This window comes from Gammaproteobacteria bacterium (genome assembly GCA_029882975.1).
Taxonomy (GTDB): Bacteria; Pseudomonadota; Gammaproteobacteria; order SZUA-152; family SZUA-152; genus JAJDNG01.
On sequence record JAOUJW010000023.1, the window covers coordinates 20,470 to 38,189 of the forward strand.

At 50.0% G+C, this 17,720-nt stretch carries 16 protein-coding genes; 13 read left to right on the forward strand and 3 right to left on the reverse strand.

What is annotated here, in order from left to right; all coding sequences use genetic code 11:
* Position 1: 1 nt before the first annotated feature.
* The 7 genes from gcvT (at position 2) to OEY58_15705 (ending at position 7,632) form a co-directional block, all read left to right on the forward strand.
* Entirely contained in the window at positions 2–1,087 is a 1,086-nt protein-coding gene (gene gcvT, locus OEY58_15675) for a glycine cleavage system aminomethyltransferase GcvT (GenBank protein ID MDH5326897.1), read from the forward strand.
* 44 nt (positions 1,088–1,131) lie between these two features.
* Entirely contained in the window at positions 1,132–1,527 is a 396-nt protein-coding gene (gcvH, locus tag OEY58_15680; GenBank protein ID MDH5326898.1) for a glycine cleavage system protein GcvH, read from the forward strand.
* Positions 1,528–1,560: 33 nt separating this feature from the next.
* Positions 1,561–2,925, forward strand: a complete 1,365-nt coding sequence (gene gcvPA, locus OEY58_15685; protein MDH5326899.1) for an aminomethyl-transferring glycine dehydrogenase subunit GcvPA — start codon at positions 1,561–1,563, stop codon at positions 2,923–2,925.
* Positions 2,926–2,945: 20 nt separating this feature from the next.
* The gene (gene gcvPB / locus OEY58_15690) at positions 2,946–4,409 is read left to right on the forward strand and encodes an aminomethyl-transferring glycine dehydrogenase subunit GcvPB (GenBank protein MDH5326900.1); all 1,464 of its coding nucleotides are present in this window, start codon (positions 2,946–2,948) and stop codon (positions 4,407–4,409) included.
* Between the two features lie 16 nt (positions 4,410–4,425).
* Positions 4,426–4,785: a diacylglycerol kinase gene (locus OEY58_15695; GenBank protein ID MDH5326901.1), complete on the forward strand. Its 360-nt coding sequence runs from the start codon at positions 4,426–4,428 to the stop codon at positions 4,783–4,785.
* 14 nt (positions 4,786–4,799) lie between these two features.
* A complete protein-coding gene (locus OEY58_15700; protein MDH5326902.1) occupies positions 4,800–5,732 on the forward strand; it encodes a carbohydrate kinase family protein in 933 nt (310 codons plus the stop codon).
* A 190-nt stretch (positions 5,733–5,922) separates the two neighbouring features.
* On the forward strand, positions 5,923–7,632 hold the full coding sequence (locus OEY58_15705; GenBank protein MDH5326903.1) for a diguanylate cyclase: 1,710 nt from the start codon (positions 5,923–5,925) through the stop codon (positions 7,630–7,632).
* 46 nt (positions 7,633–7,678) lie between these two features.
* On the opposite strand, the gene OEY58_15710 is transcribed toward OEY58_15705, so the two are convergent.
* Positions 7,679–9,760 (reverse strand): thioredoxin domain-containing protein, encoded by a 2,082-nt coding sequence (locus OEY58_15710; GenBank protein MDH5326904.1) that lies wholly within the window; start codon positions 9,758–9,760, stop codon positions 7,679–7,681.
* A gap of 122 nt (positions 9,761–9,882) precedes the next feature.
* Between OEY58_15710 and OEY58_15715 the strand changes: the two genes are divergently transcribed.
* The 4 genes from OEY58_15715 to folA are packed head-to-tail and all read left to right on the forward strand — an operon-like array spanning position 9,883 to position 13,331.
* Positions 9,883–11,079, forward strand: a complete 1,197-nt coding sequence (locus tag OEY58_15715; protein ID MDH5326905.1) for a class I SAM-dependent rRNA methyltransferase — start codon at positions 9,883–9,885, stop codon at positions 11,077–11,079.
* A 59-nt stretch (positions 11,080–11,138) separates the two neighbouring features.
* Complete coding sequence (gene lgt / locus OEY58_15720; protein MDH5326906.1) at positions 11,139–12,026, forward strand: prolipoprotein diacylglyceryl transferase; 888 nt, start codon at positions 11,139–11,141, stop codon at positions 12,024–12,026.
* Positions 12,026–12,820, forward strand: coding sequence for a thymidylate synthase (locus OEY58_15725; protein ID MDH5326907.1), 795 nt, complete (start codon positions 12,026–12,028; stop codon positions 12,818–12,820). The genes lgt and OEY58_15725 overlap by 1 nt, the downstream gene beginning before the upstream one ends.
* 19 nt (positions 12,821–12,839) lie before the next feature.
* Positions 12,840–13,331 carry a type 3 dihydrofolate reductase gene (gene folA, locus OEY58_15730; protein ID MDH5326908.1) on the forward strand — a complete coding sequence of 164 codons (492 nt, stop codon included), beginning with the start codon at positions 12,840–12,842 and terminating at the stop codon, positions 13,329–13,331.
* 9 nt (positions 13,332–13,340) lie between these two features.
* Here the strand turns inward: folA and OEY58_15735 are convergent, their stop codons facing one another.
* Positions 13,341–14,132, reverse strand: coding sequence for a response regulator (locus OEY58_15735; GenBank protein MDH5326909.1), 792 nt, complete (start codon positions 14,130–14,132; stop codon positions 13,341–13,343).
* Between the two features lie 113 nt (positions 14,133–14,245).
* Positions 14,246–14,623: a hypothetical protein gene (locus OEY58_15740; GenBank protein ID MDH5326910.1), complete on the reverse strand. Its 378-nt coding sequence runs from the start codon at positions 14,621–14,623 to the stop codon at positions 14,246–14,248.
* Positions 14,624–15,096: 473 nt separating this feature from the next.
* Between OEY58_15740 and OEY58_15745 the strand changes: the two genes are divergently transcribed.
* The gene (locus tag OEY58_15745; protein ID MDH5326911.1) at positions 15,097–16,974 is read left to right on the forward strand and encodes a HAMP domain-containing histidine kinase; all 1,878 of its coding nucleotides are present in this window, start codon (positions 15,097–15,099) and stop codon (positions 16,972–16,974) included.
* On the forward strand, positions 16,971–17,690 hold the full coding sequence (locus OEY58_15750; protein ID MDH5326912.1) for a response regulator transcription factor: 720 nt from the start codon (positions 16,971–16,973) through the stop codon (positions 17,688–17,690). Before OEY58_15745 ends, OEY58_15750 begins: the two co-directional genes overlap by 4 nt.
* Positions 17,691–17,720 lie beyond the last annotated feature (30 nt).

The window sequence follows — 17,720 nt, forward strand, 5'->3', positions numbered from 1 at the left end:
CATGAGCCAACAAACGGCGTTGTACCGGCAACATTTGCGACAAAACGGTAAAATGGTGGATTTTGCCGGATGGGACATGCCTATTCACTACGGCTCCCAAATTGAAGAGCATCACCAAGTCCGCAAAGACGCAGGCATGTTCGATGTCTCTCACATGACCGTGCTGGACCTCACAGGTGATCGCACCCGTGAGTTTCTCGCCTACTTACTGGCCAACGATGTCAACCGACTAACCATTCCCGGCAAAGCCCTCTACAGTTGCATGCTCAATCCTCAGGCTGGAGTGATTGACGATTTGATCGTTTACTTCATGCACGAAACCTGGTTTCGCATGGTCGTCAACGCAGCCACCCGGGAAAAAGATATTGCCTGGATACAACAACAAGCCGAAGCCTTCCAAGTCTCAATACAAGAACAAACTGATCTTGCCATGATCGCGGTGCAAGGCCCCAATGCGCGCGATAAGGCCCATGCGGCCTTAGGCCCAATTTTGGACCCTGCCAAAGAACTAAAACCATTTTTTGCGGTTCAATGCGGTGATTATTTCGCTGCCCGAACCGGATACACCGGCGAAGACGGATATGAACTCATATTGCCCAATACCCAGGCGGCCGATGCCTGGCAAGCGCTGGAACACCATGGGGTTAAACCCATTGGCCTGGGCGCTCGCGACACTTTACGACTGGAAGCGGGTATGAACTTGTATGGACAGGATATGGATGAGACCACCTCACCTCTGGAGTCAGCCCTGGGCTGGACCATTGCCTGGGAACCGGCCGAACGGAACTTCATCGGCCGTGCCGAACTGGAAAAACAGCGGGGTAATACAGCCTCTAAACTGGTAGGTCTGGTATTGAAAGAGAAAGGTGTGTTGCGGCCACAGCAAAAAGTGCTGACCGCAGCTGGAGAAGGCTGCATTACCAGCGGGACTTTTTCTCCCACATTAGGGTTTGCCATCGCCATGGCGCGGGTGCCGGCTGCTACCGGAAACACCTGCGAAGTGGAAATTCGTAAAAAAAATCTCACGGTAGAGGTGGTAAAACCGCCCTTCGTTCGCTTTGGCAAATCCTGCCTGGAGCAGCAGTAATACAAAACACGATTGTAGACATTAGATTCAAAGAGGAAATCAACATGAGCACAACACCTGAAGAACTCAAATACACCAAAACCCATGAATGGGTTCGCACCGAAAGCAATGGAGAAGTCACGGTGGGTATCACCCAACATGCCCAGGACTTGTTAGGTGATATGGTCTTTATCGAACTGCCTGATGTAGGCACCAACTTCGGCACGGGCGAGGACTGCGCTGTGGTGGAATCGGTAAAAGCGGCTTCCGATGTGTATTGCCCCGTTGCCGGCGAAATCACTGCAGTCAATGAAGCCCTGACCGATGCTCCTGAAACCGTAAACAAAGACCCCTTTGGTGACGGTTGGCTGTTCCGACTTAAACCGGAAGACGCCCAGGAAGCTGACGAACTGATGGACGCCGCTGCCTATCAGGAACTTGCTGACTCAGAACAACATTAATCACTGTTATTAACCGAAATAAGACGTAAAACTATGCCCTTTATCCCTCACACTGAAACCGAAATCCAGGCCATGCTGGAAACCATCGGTGCCGATAGCATCGAAGCCTTGTTTGACGAAATTCCGGCTGCACTACGCAGTGCGGGATTACAGCAGGTCCCCCTGCGTGCCAGCGAAATGCAGGTCACCCGTTTGATGACGCAACGCGCATCACAGGATGGCACGCCACTTTGCTTTATGGGGGCAGGCGCCTATGAACATCATATTCCAGCCGCCATTTGGCAATTAACCACACGGGGCGAATACTACACCGCATATACCCCCTATCAGGCAGAGGCCAGCCAGGGAACTTTGCAGCTGTTGTATGAGTTTCAAAGCATGCTGACACAACTGACGGCACTGGATGTTTCCAATGCCAGCCTGTATGACGGAGCTTCCGCCTTAGCCGAAGCGGTGCTGATGGCCGTGCGCGCTAATCGCAAATCCAAAAGCCGGCGCATTCTCATCGCCGACAGCCTGCACCCGGCATACCGGAAAGTCACTCATAGCATTGTCACTAACCAAAAAATCACCCTGGAAACTCTGGCCTTTGATAACCGCAATGGCACCACCAGCATCAATGATCTGCCGGCGGAGCCGGGGGATTTTGCCGCCCTGGTGATTCCTCAGCCCAACTTTTTCGGACAACTGGAGCAAGTGGATGAACTCACCGACTGGGCCCACCGTCATGGCGCCCTGGTCATCGCTCAGGTCAACCCAACCGCCCTGGCATTGCTCAGCGCACCAGGTGAATGGGGTGAAAACGGAGCCGATATTGCTTGCGGTGAAGGCCAACCCCTGGGCATTCCCCTGTCCTCAGGTGGGCCTTATTTTGGCTTTTTGTGTTGCACCCAAGCCTTGGTGCGGCAAATGCCAGGTCGCATCATTGGTAAGACGGTAGACCTGGACGGCAAGGAAGGCTATGCCCTGACTTTGCAGGCCAGGGAACAACATATTCGTCGCTCCAAAGCCACATCCAACATTTGCACCAATCAGGGCTTGATGACCACCGCTGCGACTATGTACATGGCTTTACTGGGAACCCACGGCTTGGAACAAGTGGCCGCCCATAGCATGCACAACACGGCATTACTGGTGGAAAAACTGTGCACCATTAAAGGTGTGGAAAGACTGTTTCAAGGACCCATCTTCCATGAATGCGCCCTGCGTTTACCGGTAGCCGCAGACACTGTGCTACAACAACTGGCACAACGTAACATCCTGGGCGGTTATGCTCTGGAGCAAGACTATTCCGATTTGAGCAACACCATCCTGGTTTGCGCTACGGAAACCAAAACCGAACAGGATTTGGATGATTTTGCCAATGCATTAAGGCAAAGCATCGAAAATCCTGCGTAAACAAAGACAGTAGGCAAACGATTATGTTAATTTTTGAGCAATCACAAAACAATCGCTGTAATACGGCGCAAGCACCGCTGGAACCACGGGATACCAGCGCCATTCCGGAAAATTTGCGACGCAAGAAAAAACCGCGTCTGCCGGAGGTTTCCGAACTGCAGGTAGTCCGGCACTATACCCGGTTATCGCAAAAGAATTTTTCCATCGACACCCAGTTTTATCCGCTGGGTTCCTGCACCATGAAATACAATCCCCGCGCATGCAACTCTTTGGCCATGCTGCCGGGGTTTCTGGCACGCCATCCCTATGCCGCCTTGGAACACAGCCAGGGTTTTTTAGCCTGTATGTATGATTTACAGGAAATCTTAAAAGATGTTACCGGCATGAAAGCCGTCTCTTTGACCCCCATGGCGGGAGCCCAAGGAGAGTTTGCCGGGGTCGCCATGATTCGCGCCTATCATGACGCAAACAACGAAGGCCGGCAACGCACCGAGATTTTGGTTCCCGATGCAGCCCATGGCACCAATCCGGCCACTGCAACCATGTGTGGCTTTAAAACCCGTGAAATCCCCACCGATGATAACGGTGATGTGGACATAGAAGCCTTGAAACAAGCACTGGGGCCGCAAACCGCAGGGATTATGCTGACCAATCCATCCACACTGGGAGTATTTGAACGCGATATTAAAACCATTGCGGAACTGGTGCACGCCGCCGGCGGCTTGCTATATTACGATGGTGCTAATCTCAATGCCATCCTGGGCAAAGTCAAACCGGGCGATATGGGATTTGATGTTATCCACATGAATCTACACAAAACCTTCTCCACTCCACACGGTGGCGGCGGCCCCGGAGCGGGTCCGGTTGGCGTCAATGAACGCCTGCTTCCCTACCTGCCCATCCCTATCGTTGCTCGTGATGGCGACAAATATCACTGGCTCACTGAAAAAGACTACCCCAAGAGCATCGGACGCTTATCCGCTTTCATGGGTAACGCAGGCGTGCTACTACGTGCCTACATCTACGCTCGTCTGGTAGGACGTGAAGGCATGACTCGCATCGCCGAGTTCTCTACCCTCAATGCCAACTACATGATGGCAAAATTGAAACAAGCCGGCTTTACCATGGCCCTGCCACAACGTCGCGCAACTCATGAGTTTATTCTTACCTTGAAAAAGGAAGCCAAAGAGTTAAACGTCAATGCCATGGACTACGCCAAACGGCTGTTGGACTACGGTTTTCACGCACCCACAACCTACTTTCCCTTAATCGTTCCCGAGTGTTTGTTAATCGAACCCACGGAAACGGAGGACAAGCAGACCTTGGACGGGTTTATTGATGCTATGGTGAGCATTGCCCAGGAAAGCCGTGAAAAACCCGAGTTTGTGAAAGGCGCACCCTACACCTTACCGGTAAAACGTCTGGATGACGTCAAGGCCGCCCGCGAACTGAACTTAGCCTGGAAACCCGGAAACACCCTGTGAAGCCAGTAACGTCTTTATGAAACCTGGAAACAAGGGCCTCACCCGCATCATTAAAGCGGCCGGTTATTCCTGGCAAGGTCTACAGGCCGCCTTTAAACACGAAGCCGCCTTTCGCCAGGAATGCGCCCTGGCATTGTTGCTGGGCCCTTTGGGTTTGTGGCTGGGCAATACCGGCGTGGAAAAAGCCTTGTTGACAGGCAGTCTGCTATTGGTTCTCATAGTAGAGCTGCTCAATTCCGCAGTGGAAAACACGGTGGACCGATTTGGCGGCGAACAGCATGAGCTGTCCGGTCGCGCTAAAGACATCGGTTCCGCCGCGGTGCTGCTGAGCCTGTTGAACGTGGCCCTGATTTGGGCAGCTATCCTATTGACTTAAAAGAAGGAACCTCTATGTCCGCTCTGATTTGTGGCTCTTATGCCTACGACACCATTATGGTGTTTCACGACCACTTCAAGAATCACATCCTGCCTGACAAGGTGCACATGCTCAATGTTTCCTTCCTGGTACCGGACATGCGCCGGGAATTCGGTGGTTGCGCCGGCAATATTGCCTACAATCTTAATCTGCTCGGCGGCAAGGCACTGCCCATGGCAACGGTTGGCAACGATTTTGGCCCCTATTCCCGTTGGATGGAACAATGCCAACTGGATCAGACGCATATTAAAGTCCTGGAAGATACTTACACCGGCCAGGCCTTTATCACCACCGACCTGGATGACAACCAAATTACAGCGTTTCATCCCGGTGCCATGAGCCGTGCTCATGAAAACAAAGTCAGCGATGCCAGTGATGTGTCAATTGGTATCGTATCTCCGGATGGGCGTGACGGCATGATTCAACACGCGGAGCAATTTGCCGCCGATAATATTCCTTTTATTTTCGACCCCGGCCAGGGACTGCCTATGTTCGACGGTAAAGACATCATCAATTTTCTGGAACAAGCCACCTGGGCTGCTTGTAACGACTACGAAGCCCAATTAATGCAGGAACGTACCGGCAAATCCCTGCATGAAATGGCCTCCATGTTGGAGGCATTGGTCGTCACTCTGGGAAGCAAAGGGGCCCACATTTACGCCGGCGGCCATCGTATTGACATTCCCACCGCCAAAACCCATAAAATCACCGACCCTACCGGTTGCGGTGACGCCTTCCGCGGCGGCCTCTTATACGGTTTGATGAACGATATGGACTGGGAAACCACAGGTCGTGTCGCTTCACTTATGGGGGCCATCAAAATTGAGCAACCCGGCACTCAAAATCACAGTTTCACCCTGGCGGAGTTTGAAGAACGTTTCCAGGATAGCTTTGATCGCCGCCTGTAACCCCAGCGTTGGAGCTTGCCGCCGGCAAGCTCCATAGACCCCTGTAATTCTTAATAATCTCCGCCAAAGCCCCGGCATGAGTAACCCCGGCCGATCCTCCTAAGCAACGGAAAAACTTCACTTTTGGTCTGCAACGGCCGACATTATTTATGGCAAAACCATGAACTAAAGCCCCAGCCAGGAGGGACGCTTGCCTACTCAAGACGACAAGAAAGCGCCGTTTAGTCTATCGATTAACGTTCTGTTAATACTCTGCTTCGGGCTTGTCGCCTGCCTGCCGGTGACAATATTCGGAATCAAAGTCTATAACGCTGCCTGGGATAACGCCTGGCGTGAAGTTCGCGAAAAACACCAATTGCTGGCCGAAAATCTGGCCAACCCCATTTCCATCTATGTCAAAAATCAAAAAGCCGTGCTGGCATTGACGGGAGAACATTTACGTATTAGAGAACTGCTGCAAAAACCCAACAAAGAAGCCACTGAACATTTGCTCTATGAATCCCTATTGTACTCCGAAGGTTTAACTGCTTTGTTTCTATTGGATAACACCCAGTACGTTCTCAATCACATCACCGAATATCGTCCCCGTCAGGTTTTAAAAGACAACATGTTCACCCACCATACCTTCGTCGGCAAGGCATTGCACCACCAAACCAGTGTCAGTCCGGTACGGATTAACCCGCTAACAGGTCAACCCAGCGTATTTATCGCCACGCCCTTGTACAGCGGTGCCGGAGTGCCCAGCCACATTCTGGTGGGCGAGCTCAAGCTGGAACCGATCGAAAAATTACGTGCTGCTATTCGTTTTGGGAAAGCGGGACACTCGGCCATCGTTGATAACCTGGGCCAAGTGCTGGCGCACCCCAATCCGGACTGGATGAAAACCCAGATTAAGAGCCTGTCGAATCTGGACATCGTTCAGAAAATGATGGCGGGAAAAACCGGGGTTACAGAGTTCTTTTCGCCATTTGTAAAAAGCCATATGGTTGCCGGTTATACCAGCGTGCCCGAACTGGGATGGGGCATTATGGTGCCCCAGCCCAAAACGGAAATGCAGGCACAAGTCCGCACGATTCTGTATGCAGAATTTCGTTGGGCCTTAATGGGCCTGTTGTTAGCCATTGTGACCGCTATTTACCTGGGACGTTGGATCACTTCCCCGTTGAAAAAACTGGCAAAAGCAGCACAAAAGCTGGCCTCTGACGGTTTCAAACACAACCTTCCGGAAACTTTGTCCGCCCCCAAGGAAATCCAACAACTGGCCAAAACCTTCCGCGACGCGATTCAGGGCCTAAGCCATTCCCGGGCGGAAATTCAAAAGCTGAATGAAGGCCTGCAACACAAAATCGACGCCGCCACCCATAACTTACAACAGGCCAACGAACAACTGAATGAGCTGGCACGCAGCGATCACTTAACCGGTTTAGCCAATCGATATCACTTCGAGCAAACCATTGCCAAGCTGTGTTCCCGACGTCAAGGAGATAGGGACCGTGCCAGCCTGCTATTGCTGGATTTGGATCATTTCAAACAAATCAATGACACTTATGGCCATGCAGCCGGAGACATGGCGCTGAGTAAAGTTGCCCGAATACTCGACCATAATATGCGTCAAAGTGACCTGGCCGCTCGATACGCCGGTGACGAATTTATTCTGTTGATTCGAGCGGATGAAAAAATTGCCAGAGAACGGGCCGATAATATTTTGGCCGAAATAGCCGCAGAGAAATTTCAATTTGAAAACCAATCGCTCTCCGTCACCGTAAGCATTGGTTTGTATTCCTTTGACATCAGCTCACCCGGCCTGGATCTGAAAACTCTATTCACCAAGGTGGATGAAGCCATGTACCAAGCCAAAAACAGTGGCCGCAACAAGGTCATGGTGTTGGGACAGAACTAGGGAGAACCTCTGATTAATTCCTGGTTTAGTCCTCATAACCTGCCATTCAAGGAGCTAGAGGTTCCCTAGTGTCCAAACGCTCCAATAGTGCCTGAAGATCGGTGATCGGCAATGAACAGCTCCCGGCAGCGCACACATACGCCTTAACCTGCTCGCCCGGCTGTTTCAACGCTAAAGTTCCCGGTAGAAATTGAGCAGACTCCGGAACGCATACAACCCAACGTTGCGCGTTGTGGCCCAGTTGCTGACGCCAGGATTGCATGGGCTCGGCTTTGCCACAAATAACGACTAACGCAGGCGGATATAAATACTCCTGCAGAGCAGTTAGTATTGCACAATGCGCCAATGGTAGCCGTTGTATGGATTCCCACGCATTTTGCAGCACCCGTTGCCCGGCAGTTTGGTATTTTTGCTCACCGGTCAGGGCTGCCAACTGTAACAATACCTTGGCGGCAACCCCGTTGCCGGCCGGTATGGCTTCATCCATATACACTTTGGGACGTTGTATCAGGGTTTCGTGATCATTGGCAGTAAAGAAGAAACCGCCCGCAGTATCTTCGAAATGTTCCAGCAAGGTGTCCGCCAATTGTATTAACCAGCGCATATCTTGATCCCGCCATTGCAGACACAGTAACTCCAGCAAACCATCCATTAAAAACGCCGTATCATCCAAATAAGCTCTGAGGCGAGCCTGCCCTTGGCTATAACAAGCCAACAAACGCCCCTGATTCCAACAGTTTTCTTTTAAGAAATCTACGGCTTGTTGGGCCGACCGTAAGTACTCTTCACAATCCAACGCGCCGGCGGCAACCGCCATCCCCTTAATCATCAGACCGTTCCAAGCCGTTAACACTTTTTCATCCAGCCCCGGATGTGGACGTTGTCCGCGGTCCTGAGCCATCTTATTCAATGCGGTTGCCAAAACTTGCTCAGCCTGAGACTGAGTTAAGGACAATTCAGCCGCCACTTGAGCCAACGTTTGCCGCTGCACCAAATGCCACGCGGACGCAAAATTCGGCGCTTGATCCAAACCAAAGAGGCGCCGCACCAAACCATATTCTGATTCGTTTAGGATCGTCGTCAATTGTTCTAATTTCCAGACGTAAAACGCCCCTTCTCCGCCTTCTGAATCCGCATCCAGGCTGGAGTAGTAGCCACCCGCTTCGTTTTGCATTTGTTCCAATACCCAGCGCGCGGTTTTATGTGCCACTTGTGCAAACTCACTATCGCCACTTACCGCATACATCCAAGCGTACAAACCCAATAGAGAACTATTGTCGTACAACATTTTTTCAAAATGGGGAATGGTCCAAGCATCGTCCACACAATAGCGAAAGAAACCACCCCCCAACTGGTCGAACAACCCGCCTCGCGCCATTTTTAGCAAACTGGTTCTAACCATTTCCATCGCCTGAGACGTGCCCTCTTCAGCCGCTCCTTGCCGTAACAAGCGCTCCAGATTACTGGGATGGGGAAACTTAGGCGCTTTTCCAAACCCCCCGTGAACCTCGTCAAAACTCTGTGCCAACTGCTTATAGGCCATATCCAAAGGCGACGCATTGAGATCTTCCAAGGGCTGCACTGTACTCGCAACCGTTTGCTGTAACAGTTGTAGCACCTGTTGATTTTGTTGCTGCAACTCCTCAGGGTATTGGCGATAAAACTGCTCCACTTGTTGCAGCACCTGAGCGAATGCGGGCATTTGGTGAGCGGAATCCCGGCGCGGGGGATCTTTGGGAAAATAGGTTCCGGCAAAAAAAGGAATTTGCTCAGGAGTCAATATCACCGTTAATGGCCAACCACCGCCGCGTTGCAACAGTATCTGGTGTGCCGTTTGATATATCCGGTCCAGATCCGGGCGCTCTTCTCGATCCACTTTAATATTGATGTAGAGGCGGTTCATCAATTCAGCAGTCGCTTCATCTTCAAAAGACTCATGCGCCATCACATGACACCAATGGCAAGCTGAATAACCTATAGACAACAAAATCGGCTTATCCAAGCGACGCGCCAACGCCAAGGCCTGTTCACCCCAGGGCAACCAGTGCACCGGATTGTGCTGGTGTTGCAACAAGTAGGGGCTGGTCTGACCGGCCATTTGGTTGGATGTTTGTAGACAGTCCTGCATGGGATTCGTCCTGAATGAAAACGCTTGAAAACACTTAACCTGAACCGGTGTTTACGGTATAAAGGCCCATGGCGCATTATAGCCACAAATCAGCAATTTAGCCGCACTACGGGAGCAACACCATGGCAACACTGGCATTGAAAAAAAACGAAGAGAAGCGACTCAAGGCCGGCCATGTGTGGATATACAGTAACGAAGTCGATACACAAAAAACACCATTAAAATCTTTTGAGCCAGGCGAGACAGTGGTGGTAACCGATGCCCGCGGCAAGCCGTTTGGCAGCGCCTATGTCAACCCCAATACCCTCATATGCGCTCGCATGATCAGCCGCAAACCGGACACCGTACTTGACCAATCACTGATCACCCATCGCCTCAAAATCGCCCTAACGTTGAGACAACGGTTTTTTTCCACTCCCTACTATCGCTGGGTGTACGGTGAAGCCGACGGACTACCGGGGCTGATTATCGACCGATTTAACCGGGCTTTAGTGGTCCAAATCAGCACAGCGGGCATGGAAAAACACAAAGACCATATTGTGGCCGCTTGCAGTAAAGTCCTGGGGCCCGCTTGTGACTGCATTATACTGCGCAATGATGCCCCCATGCGCAGCACCGAAGGCCTGACGCTGTATACCGAAACGGTTCTAGGCCAAACACCGGAAACCCTGGACATTGAGGAAAACCAAACCCGGTTTCAAGCACCGGCTCTGGGAGGGCAAAAAACCGGCTGGTTTTATGATCACCGTATCAATCGTCACCATATGCGATCATTGGTCAAAGACAAACGCGTTCTGGACGTATTCAGTTACCTGGGTGCATGGGGCGTACAGGCCGCAACAGCAGGTGCGGGCCAAGTTACCTGCGTGGAAACATCCTCCACTGCCTGCGATTGGATTGAACGTAACGCGCAATTAAACAATGTGACGCTGGATGTCATCCAGGGGGATGCTTTTGAAGCCTTAAAAATGCTGCAACATGAACAGCAAAAATTTGACGTCATCATTTTAGACCCACCGGCTTTCATTAAACGCAAAAAAGACCATTCGGAAGGACTCAATGCCTATCGGCGCATCAATCAGTCTGCCATGCAATTATTAGAAAAAGACAGTCTATTAATATCCGCCTCCTGTTCCTTTCATCTCAAATCAGAAGAACTGGTGGACGTTATTCAAAAAGCCGCTCGTCACCTTGACCGCCAAGCCTGTCTCATTGAACAGGGCCACCAAGGACCGGATCATCCGGCACACCCCGCCATAGCCGAAACCAATTACCTTAAATGCTATACCAGCCGCGTATTGTTTGACCGTAGCGCTTGAAACCGGGGTAAGGGCGGATTATTTCCGGAGCGCCCTTTCCCATGATACACTTGCCGCCTATGCTTACATTTCCAAATATTGACCCGGTCGCATTTCATCTCGGTCCCGTCAAAGTCCACTGGTACGGACTCATGTATTTATTCGGTTTCGCCGGCGCTTGGTGGTTAGGCGTTAAACGCGCCCGTCAAACAGGCTCCGGCTGGACCGAAGACCAAGTATCCGACATGATTTTCTACGGCGCCATGGGCGTGGTCCTTGGCGGACGCATTGGCTATACCCTGTTTTACAGTCTGGATAAATTTCTTGCCGACCCCATTATGATCCTACGCGTATGGGAAGGCGGCATGTCCTTTCACGGAGGCTTCCTGGGTGTATTGGTCGCCATGACTCTACTAAAAAAGAAACAGCAACGCAGCTTTTTCGGAATTATGGACTTTGTGTCCCCACTCGTCCCGATTGGTCTGGCAACCGGTCGAATGGGAAATTTCATCAACGGTGAATTGTGGGGACGTACCACCGATGTACCTTGGGCCATGGTATTTCCCAGTGGTGGATCACAACCTCGGCACCCTTCCCAGTTGTACGAGTTTTTTCTGGAAGGCATCATCCTGTTTCTCATCCTTTGGTTCTACTCTGCCAAGCCCCGCCCGGTGATGGCGGTTAGTGGTATGTTTTCTTTGTTTTACGGTTTGTTTCGCTTTCTGGTGGAGTTTGTACGCCAACCCGACGCTCACATGGGTGAGGGCGGGTTTATTGCTTTCAGCTGGCTTACCACCGGACAGCTGCTATCCTTCCCCATGATTTTACTGGGGGCAGGACTTATTGTCTGGGCCTATAAACACAACGATGGTCATTCTGCGACGGCATCAGTCACGCAGACCGAAGAAAAATCAGCTCAGCAGGCGGCAAAAAACCAAGGACAACAAGGCAAAAGAGGTAGTCACTGATGCAACAATACCTGGACCTGATGCGGCATGTGAAAGAAACGGGAGTTAAAAAGGAAGATCGCACCGGTACAGGCACCTTGAGCGTATTTGGTCACCAAATGCGATTTGACCTTTCCCAAGGATTTCCCCTGGTCACGACCAAAAAATTACACCTGCGCTCCATCATCCATGAGTTACTCTGGTTCCTGCGTGGCGACACCAACGTACAATACCTGCATGATAACAATGTCTCTATATGGGACGAGTGGGCTGATGAAAACGGAAGTCTTGGCCCTATCTACGGCCATCAATGGCGCTCTTGGCCTGCAGCATCCGGACAAACCATCGATCAAATCAGCCAAGTCGTCACCCAAATTAAGGCCAACCCCGACAGTCGTCGCATTATTGTCAGCGCCTGGAATGTGGGAGAACTGGAAAAAATGGCCCTGCCCCCTTGCCATGCATTTTTTCAATTCTATGTTGCGGAAGGAAAATTATCCTGCCAACTCTACCAACGCAGCGCCGATATTTTTTTGGGGGTACCGTTCAATATCGCGTCCTACGCCTTACTGACTATGATGTTGGCGCAAGTTACCGATTTAAAACCCGGTGATTTTGTTCATACTCTGGGAGATGCTCATTTGTATCTGAATCATCTGGATCAGGCCGAGGAACAATTGTCTCGGCAACCGCACCCTCTTCCGAAAATGCGTATTAACCCCAAAATCCATTCCATTTTTGAATTTTCTTTTGAAGACTTTGAATTGATTAACTATCAATGCCACCCCCACATCAAAGCACCGGTGGCGGTGTAATCGATTTGAACGCTTTAACATGAGCCGCGTCTCCCTGATCTGGGCCATGAGCGATGCCGGTGTGATCGGCATCGAAAACCGTCTGCCCTGGAAACTCTCCGGCGATATGAAATGGTTCCGACAGCACACTCTGGGCAAACCCATTATCATGGGCCGTAAAACCTATGAATCCTTCGGCTCCAAGGCCTTACCACAACGAACCAATATTATTGTCAGCCGTCAAGCGAACTATAAAGCAGACGATGCCAATGTATGCGGTTCATTAGAACAGGCAATTGAGTTGGCGGGAGATACGGAAGAGATCATGGTGATAGGTGGCGCTTCCATCTACCAACAGGCGCTGCCTCTGGCCGGACGACTGTATATGACTCTGGTACACGCCGATGTGCAAGGGGACGCACACTTTCCTGCATTTGATACCCAGACGTGGGGTGAGGTGTTGCGGGAAGAACATCAGGCTGATGAGAAAAATCAATTTCCTTATACGTTTATCATACTCGAGCGTCGGTAAGACAAACGACTAGACAATTCTTTGGATCAACTCCTTGACGGTCTGGAACTCAAACGGTTTGTCGCAGATTGCCGAGACACCGGACTGTTGTACCGACGCAATTCGGCTGGTATCCGTCTCACTGGACACCATCAATATAGGAATGGAGGCCTGCTGACTGCCGGAGCGGACCAACTCCACCAATTCTCCACCATCCATTTCCGGCATATTGTAGTCGGTCACCAATAGATCAAAATACTGCTTACCTACCAGATCCAAAGCTTCTTTACCATTTTCCGCCGTCTGGATATTAACAATACCCATATTGTTCAAAACCCGACTAATATGTCGTCGCGCAGTAAAACTGTCATCAACAACCAGAACACGTAACTCATCAGCAACAAAGTCTTCCGTACTGATATCATCGGGGTCTATGTAATACAAAGTAGACTCCACGGCTTTTTTCAGCTGCTCAAATGAGAAGGGTTTTTTAAGGATGGCAATCACGCCGGCCTGTCGAATCGGCTCTAAATAACGATAGTTGGTTTCGCTGGAAATGAGCATAAAGGGCACATCGTTGAATTTGGCATCCATGCGAACCGTTTGTACCAGCTCGGTACCGGTCATATCCTCCATATGCATAGCACTGACCAGAAGATCCGGCTTGTGTGAGGCCATCCGTTCCAACGCCTCGGTGGCCGTGCTCACCCAGGTTCTGTTTTTTATGGACAGTTGGTCCAGATAACCATCGATGATCCGCTGTTGCGCTTTTGATGGCTCGACCAACAAAACATAGATGTCGCTAATGGTGAGATTGGACATGGCATCATCCTTACCAAATTAAAATAGCATTCCAGATTTGCTATCGGCTTTGTATCGGTTTATTTTAGCAAAACGGCGGGAGCGACACCCGGGTTTTGTAAAATGTTTGTCAGTTATTCGTGTTTGGCTTGCTGTTGATAGGTATGTTTTCGGGCGCAATCATAAAAGACGTTGACGGCGTAGCTGTGCGGAGAATTTTCCCATAGATAGGCCGCCAATATCACATTGAGCAACTCGGAATCGTATTTTGCCACCTTGGCTTCTCGATTGAGCAATGACAAATCCAACGCGTGTTCCGCCGGAACGCCCAGGCGGGAATTAATTACCGAATCCATGCCTATCATAGCCTTAGCAAAACAAGCTTCCTGCTCACTATTACTGGGAACAAAGCCGTAGGATAGGGCTAAACCCGGTAAAACCATATTGAGACCAACGAGCACAAACAAAACGTTGATCTGTTGCCCAAACACTGAAAGTCGCAACCGTTGCATCACATGTCTCCTTTACCTATAAGAGAAACAAGATTCGAGCCAAACCCTTGGAACTGAACTTGTGAGCCCACTTCCGAGGAAATAACTCTCCACTTCCCTCATACCGGTAAAACATAGTGGCCTTAGTGATGTTAACGGCACTTTTCCCTATTAATTCTGGTCAAACTCAGCAAATTTGCCAACTTGAATTGCCAATTGTTTGTAACCTAACATCCATCCGATTGATATTCTTATGTTTTTAAAAACATCTTCCATTTCGTTAAAACCCGACACAATACTGGATTTTAAGCATCAATTAAGCCATTCACGGCAACTCTACCCCATTTGCCTAAGTTCTTTGCATTCCGTATATTCACTGAAGCGACACAGTGACGGAAAAATGACAAAACCATGGCTGCCCGGTGACAAGTTTTCAAGCAACGGTAGCCTATGTTTTCTATGCTATTTATACCTTTGACGATAATTAAAATTACATGGATTGGCCAAAGCAAAAACAAATACCCGCCCTTATAGCCGCCTTTGCCGGCACGGTACTACTGCTCTGGGGACTGAGTAGCCTGCACACGATATTCAGCCGTGAATATTCTGACGCCACCAGCGAAGTTCTATCGCGCCATGAGACCCTGGAGCAGTACGCCGTTCAGGCTTTTAGGCAATCTCTGACACAACAGCTGGCATTTACCAAGATCAATTTGGAAAACGTCTTACGTGACCCCCTGCTCCCCAGTGACAGCGTCCTGTACTTTAAGAACCAGTCCCAAGTACTACCGCGCCCGGCTGTATACACCCAGAGGGAAAACAACCAACAGGCAATTGCGCTTTACGAAGAGCTGATGGCGGCCGATCCCATTGATCTCGCGACCCAAAACCCGGAACCCTGGTTGCGATTGCGCGATGGTTTAAGCCGTTTCAAACTGGCTGTAGAGAGCCACGACTCTACCAATATTCGCTGGGAATTTCGCGAAATCAATTTTCGACGCAACGTCAAGCCGCTACCGGGAGACAAAGACATTCCCTATATGATGGCTCTGCTGGACTATCTTTTGGCTTTCAGTACCCCGGAAAAGTCTTTGGTGAGTAATATGCTGCGCACAGGCTCTATTATCGAGCAAGCCTATGGTAATTACGGTCTGCAACGCGCTCTAATCGCAAAACGTAACGAATTCACTCAGGAAGAGTTTGATTTCCTAAAAAACCGCATCTTGACAGTATCGAAAAGATTTGAGATACCCTACGAAGACTTTCTGGCTCAAGCCAACAATAACAACCCTTTACTTGGCATCGATGTAAGCTTGTATGAACGCCCGGTTTTGATTTCTGCTGCTAATTCCAACCTACAATGGTATATAGAACCTTATGAGGGAACAGACCACCTGGGCACCATAGTCAACAGTAATGTGATTGTTCAACGTATTGAAGCCAATATGAAATCCTCAGGATTATTGCAAGAACAGGACACGCTGCAATTACCGGAAAATGCGCACACTGCCCAGCTGGAACATCTATCATTATCGGTTCATACCCCGATCTTACGAAGCAAACTGAAGGCCGCTAAGGAACGCTATTGGTTGAAAACTCTGTTATTGCTTACCATTGCGGTACTCATCAGCAGTATCGCTTTCCTGGTCCTGTTGATCTTATACCGAAAACATCGATACCTGGCGCTCAAAGCTGATTTTGTCGCCACGGTTTCCCACGAGTTAAAAACCCCCTTGGCATCTGCTCGGGTGCTTGCAGAAACCATACAACGCAAAACAGAACACAGTGACCTTGTCAAAGACTATCCTAAGCGTATCATTCACGCCATCGACAATATGTCTTTACTGGTGGACAACATTCTGTCATTCAATCGACTAACCAAGGACTCCTGGAATTTAAGAACCTCTACCGTTTCCATTGACGCCGTGGTTTCCGGACTGACTCCGGAGTTTATTCAATATACCAACAAACCCTTAAGCATTGATATGAACGGCCCGACTCAGACTGAAACACAAGCGGACGAAGAACTGATTAAAATACTGTTCCGCAATTTGGTCAACAATGCCTGTAAATACAACGACCGCGACACAGTGGATATCGAGATTCGCTCTGAAACCACAGCCAAAGGCGAGAGCGTCGTATATTTCTCCGATAACGGAGTAGGTATCGCAGCGACTGATCAAAGTGAAATTTTTAACGAATTCTCCCGCATGGGGGATAAACACAGAGAAGTTTCCGGTACCGGCCTGGGACTGGCCATCTGCAAAAAAATACTGCAACTTCACCGGGGTGACATCAGCGTATTTAAATCCGGTACCGAAGGAACCACATTCAAACTGATATTCCCCGCACCCGAACAGGAAATCGCATGACAACAAACAACAACAGCCCGGCAAAAATTCTAGTCGTGGAAGATGATGAAAATCTCAGATTGGCCGTAAGCGACAACCTTGAAGACCAAGGCTATGACGTTGTCTCAACCGGAACCGGGGCCAAAGCAACGGATTACGTACAACGCTATGAGTTCGACCTCATTGTGCTGGACATTATGTTACCGGATAACGATGGTTTCACTTTGTGCAGACAATGGCGCGAATCCAAAGTACAATCCATGATCCTCATGCTTACCGCCAAAGACCGGGAAGATGACATGGTGCAGGGCTTCAGTGCCGGAGCCGATGACTATATTGTCAAACCCTATCAATTGCGTGTATTCCTATCCCGCGTCGCCGCACTTTTGCGTAGACGCACCTCTACTACCCCCACGCTGAATAGCGCCACGGCGACCAGACTACCGGGCTATCACATCAACTATGAAGCACGAACGGTTAGCAATGACAGCGACCATACTGTGGAGCTGACCAAAATTGAGTATGATTTATTGCTCTACTTTCTTGAAAATGTGAATTGCGCTCTGACTTACGACGACATTCTTCATTCAGTCTGGGGTGAAAACATCATTGTCGTACAGGGCGCCGTTCGCAACACTATATCCAGCCTGCGCAAAAAGCTCAACGCGTCAACCATGAGCAGTTGGCGCATTGTCACATTGCGGGGGGTGGGCTACCGTTTCGAAGTGGACGAATGACAAAAACATGACGGTAGTTTGATTTTAGCG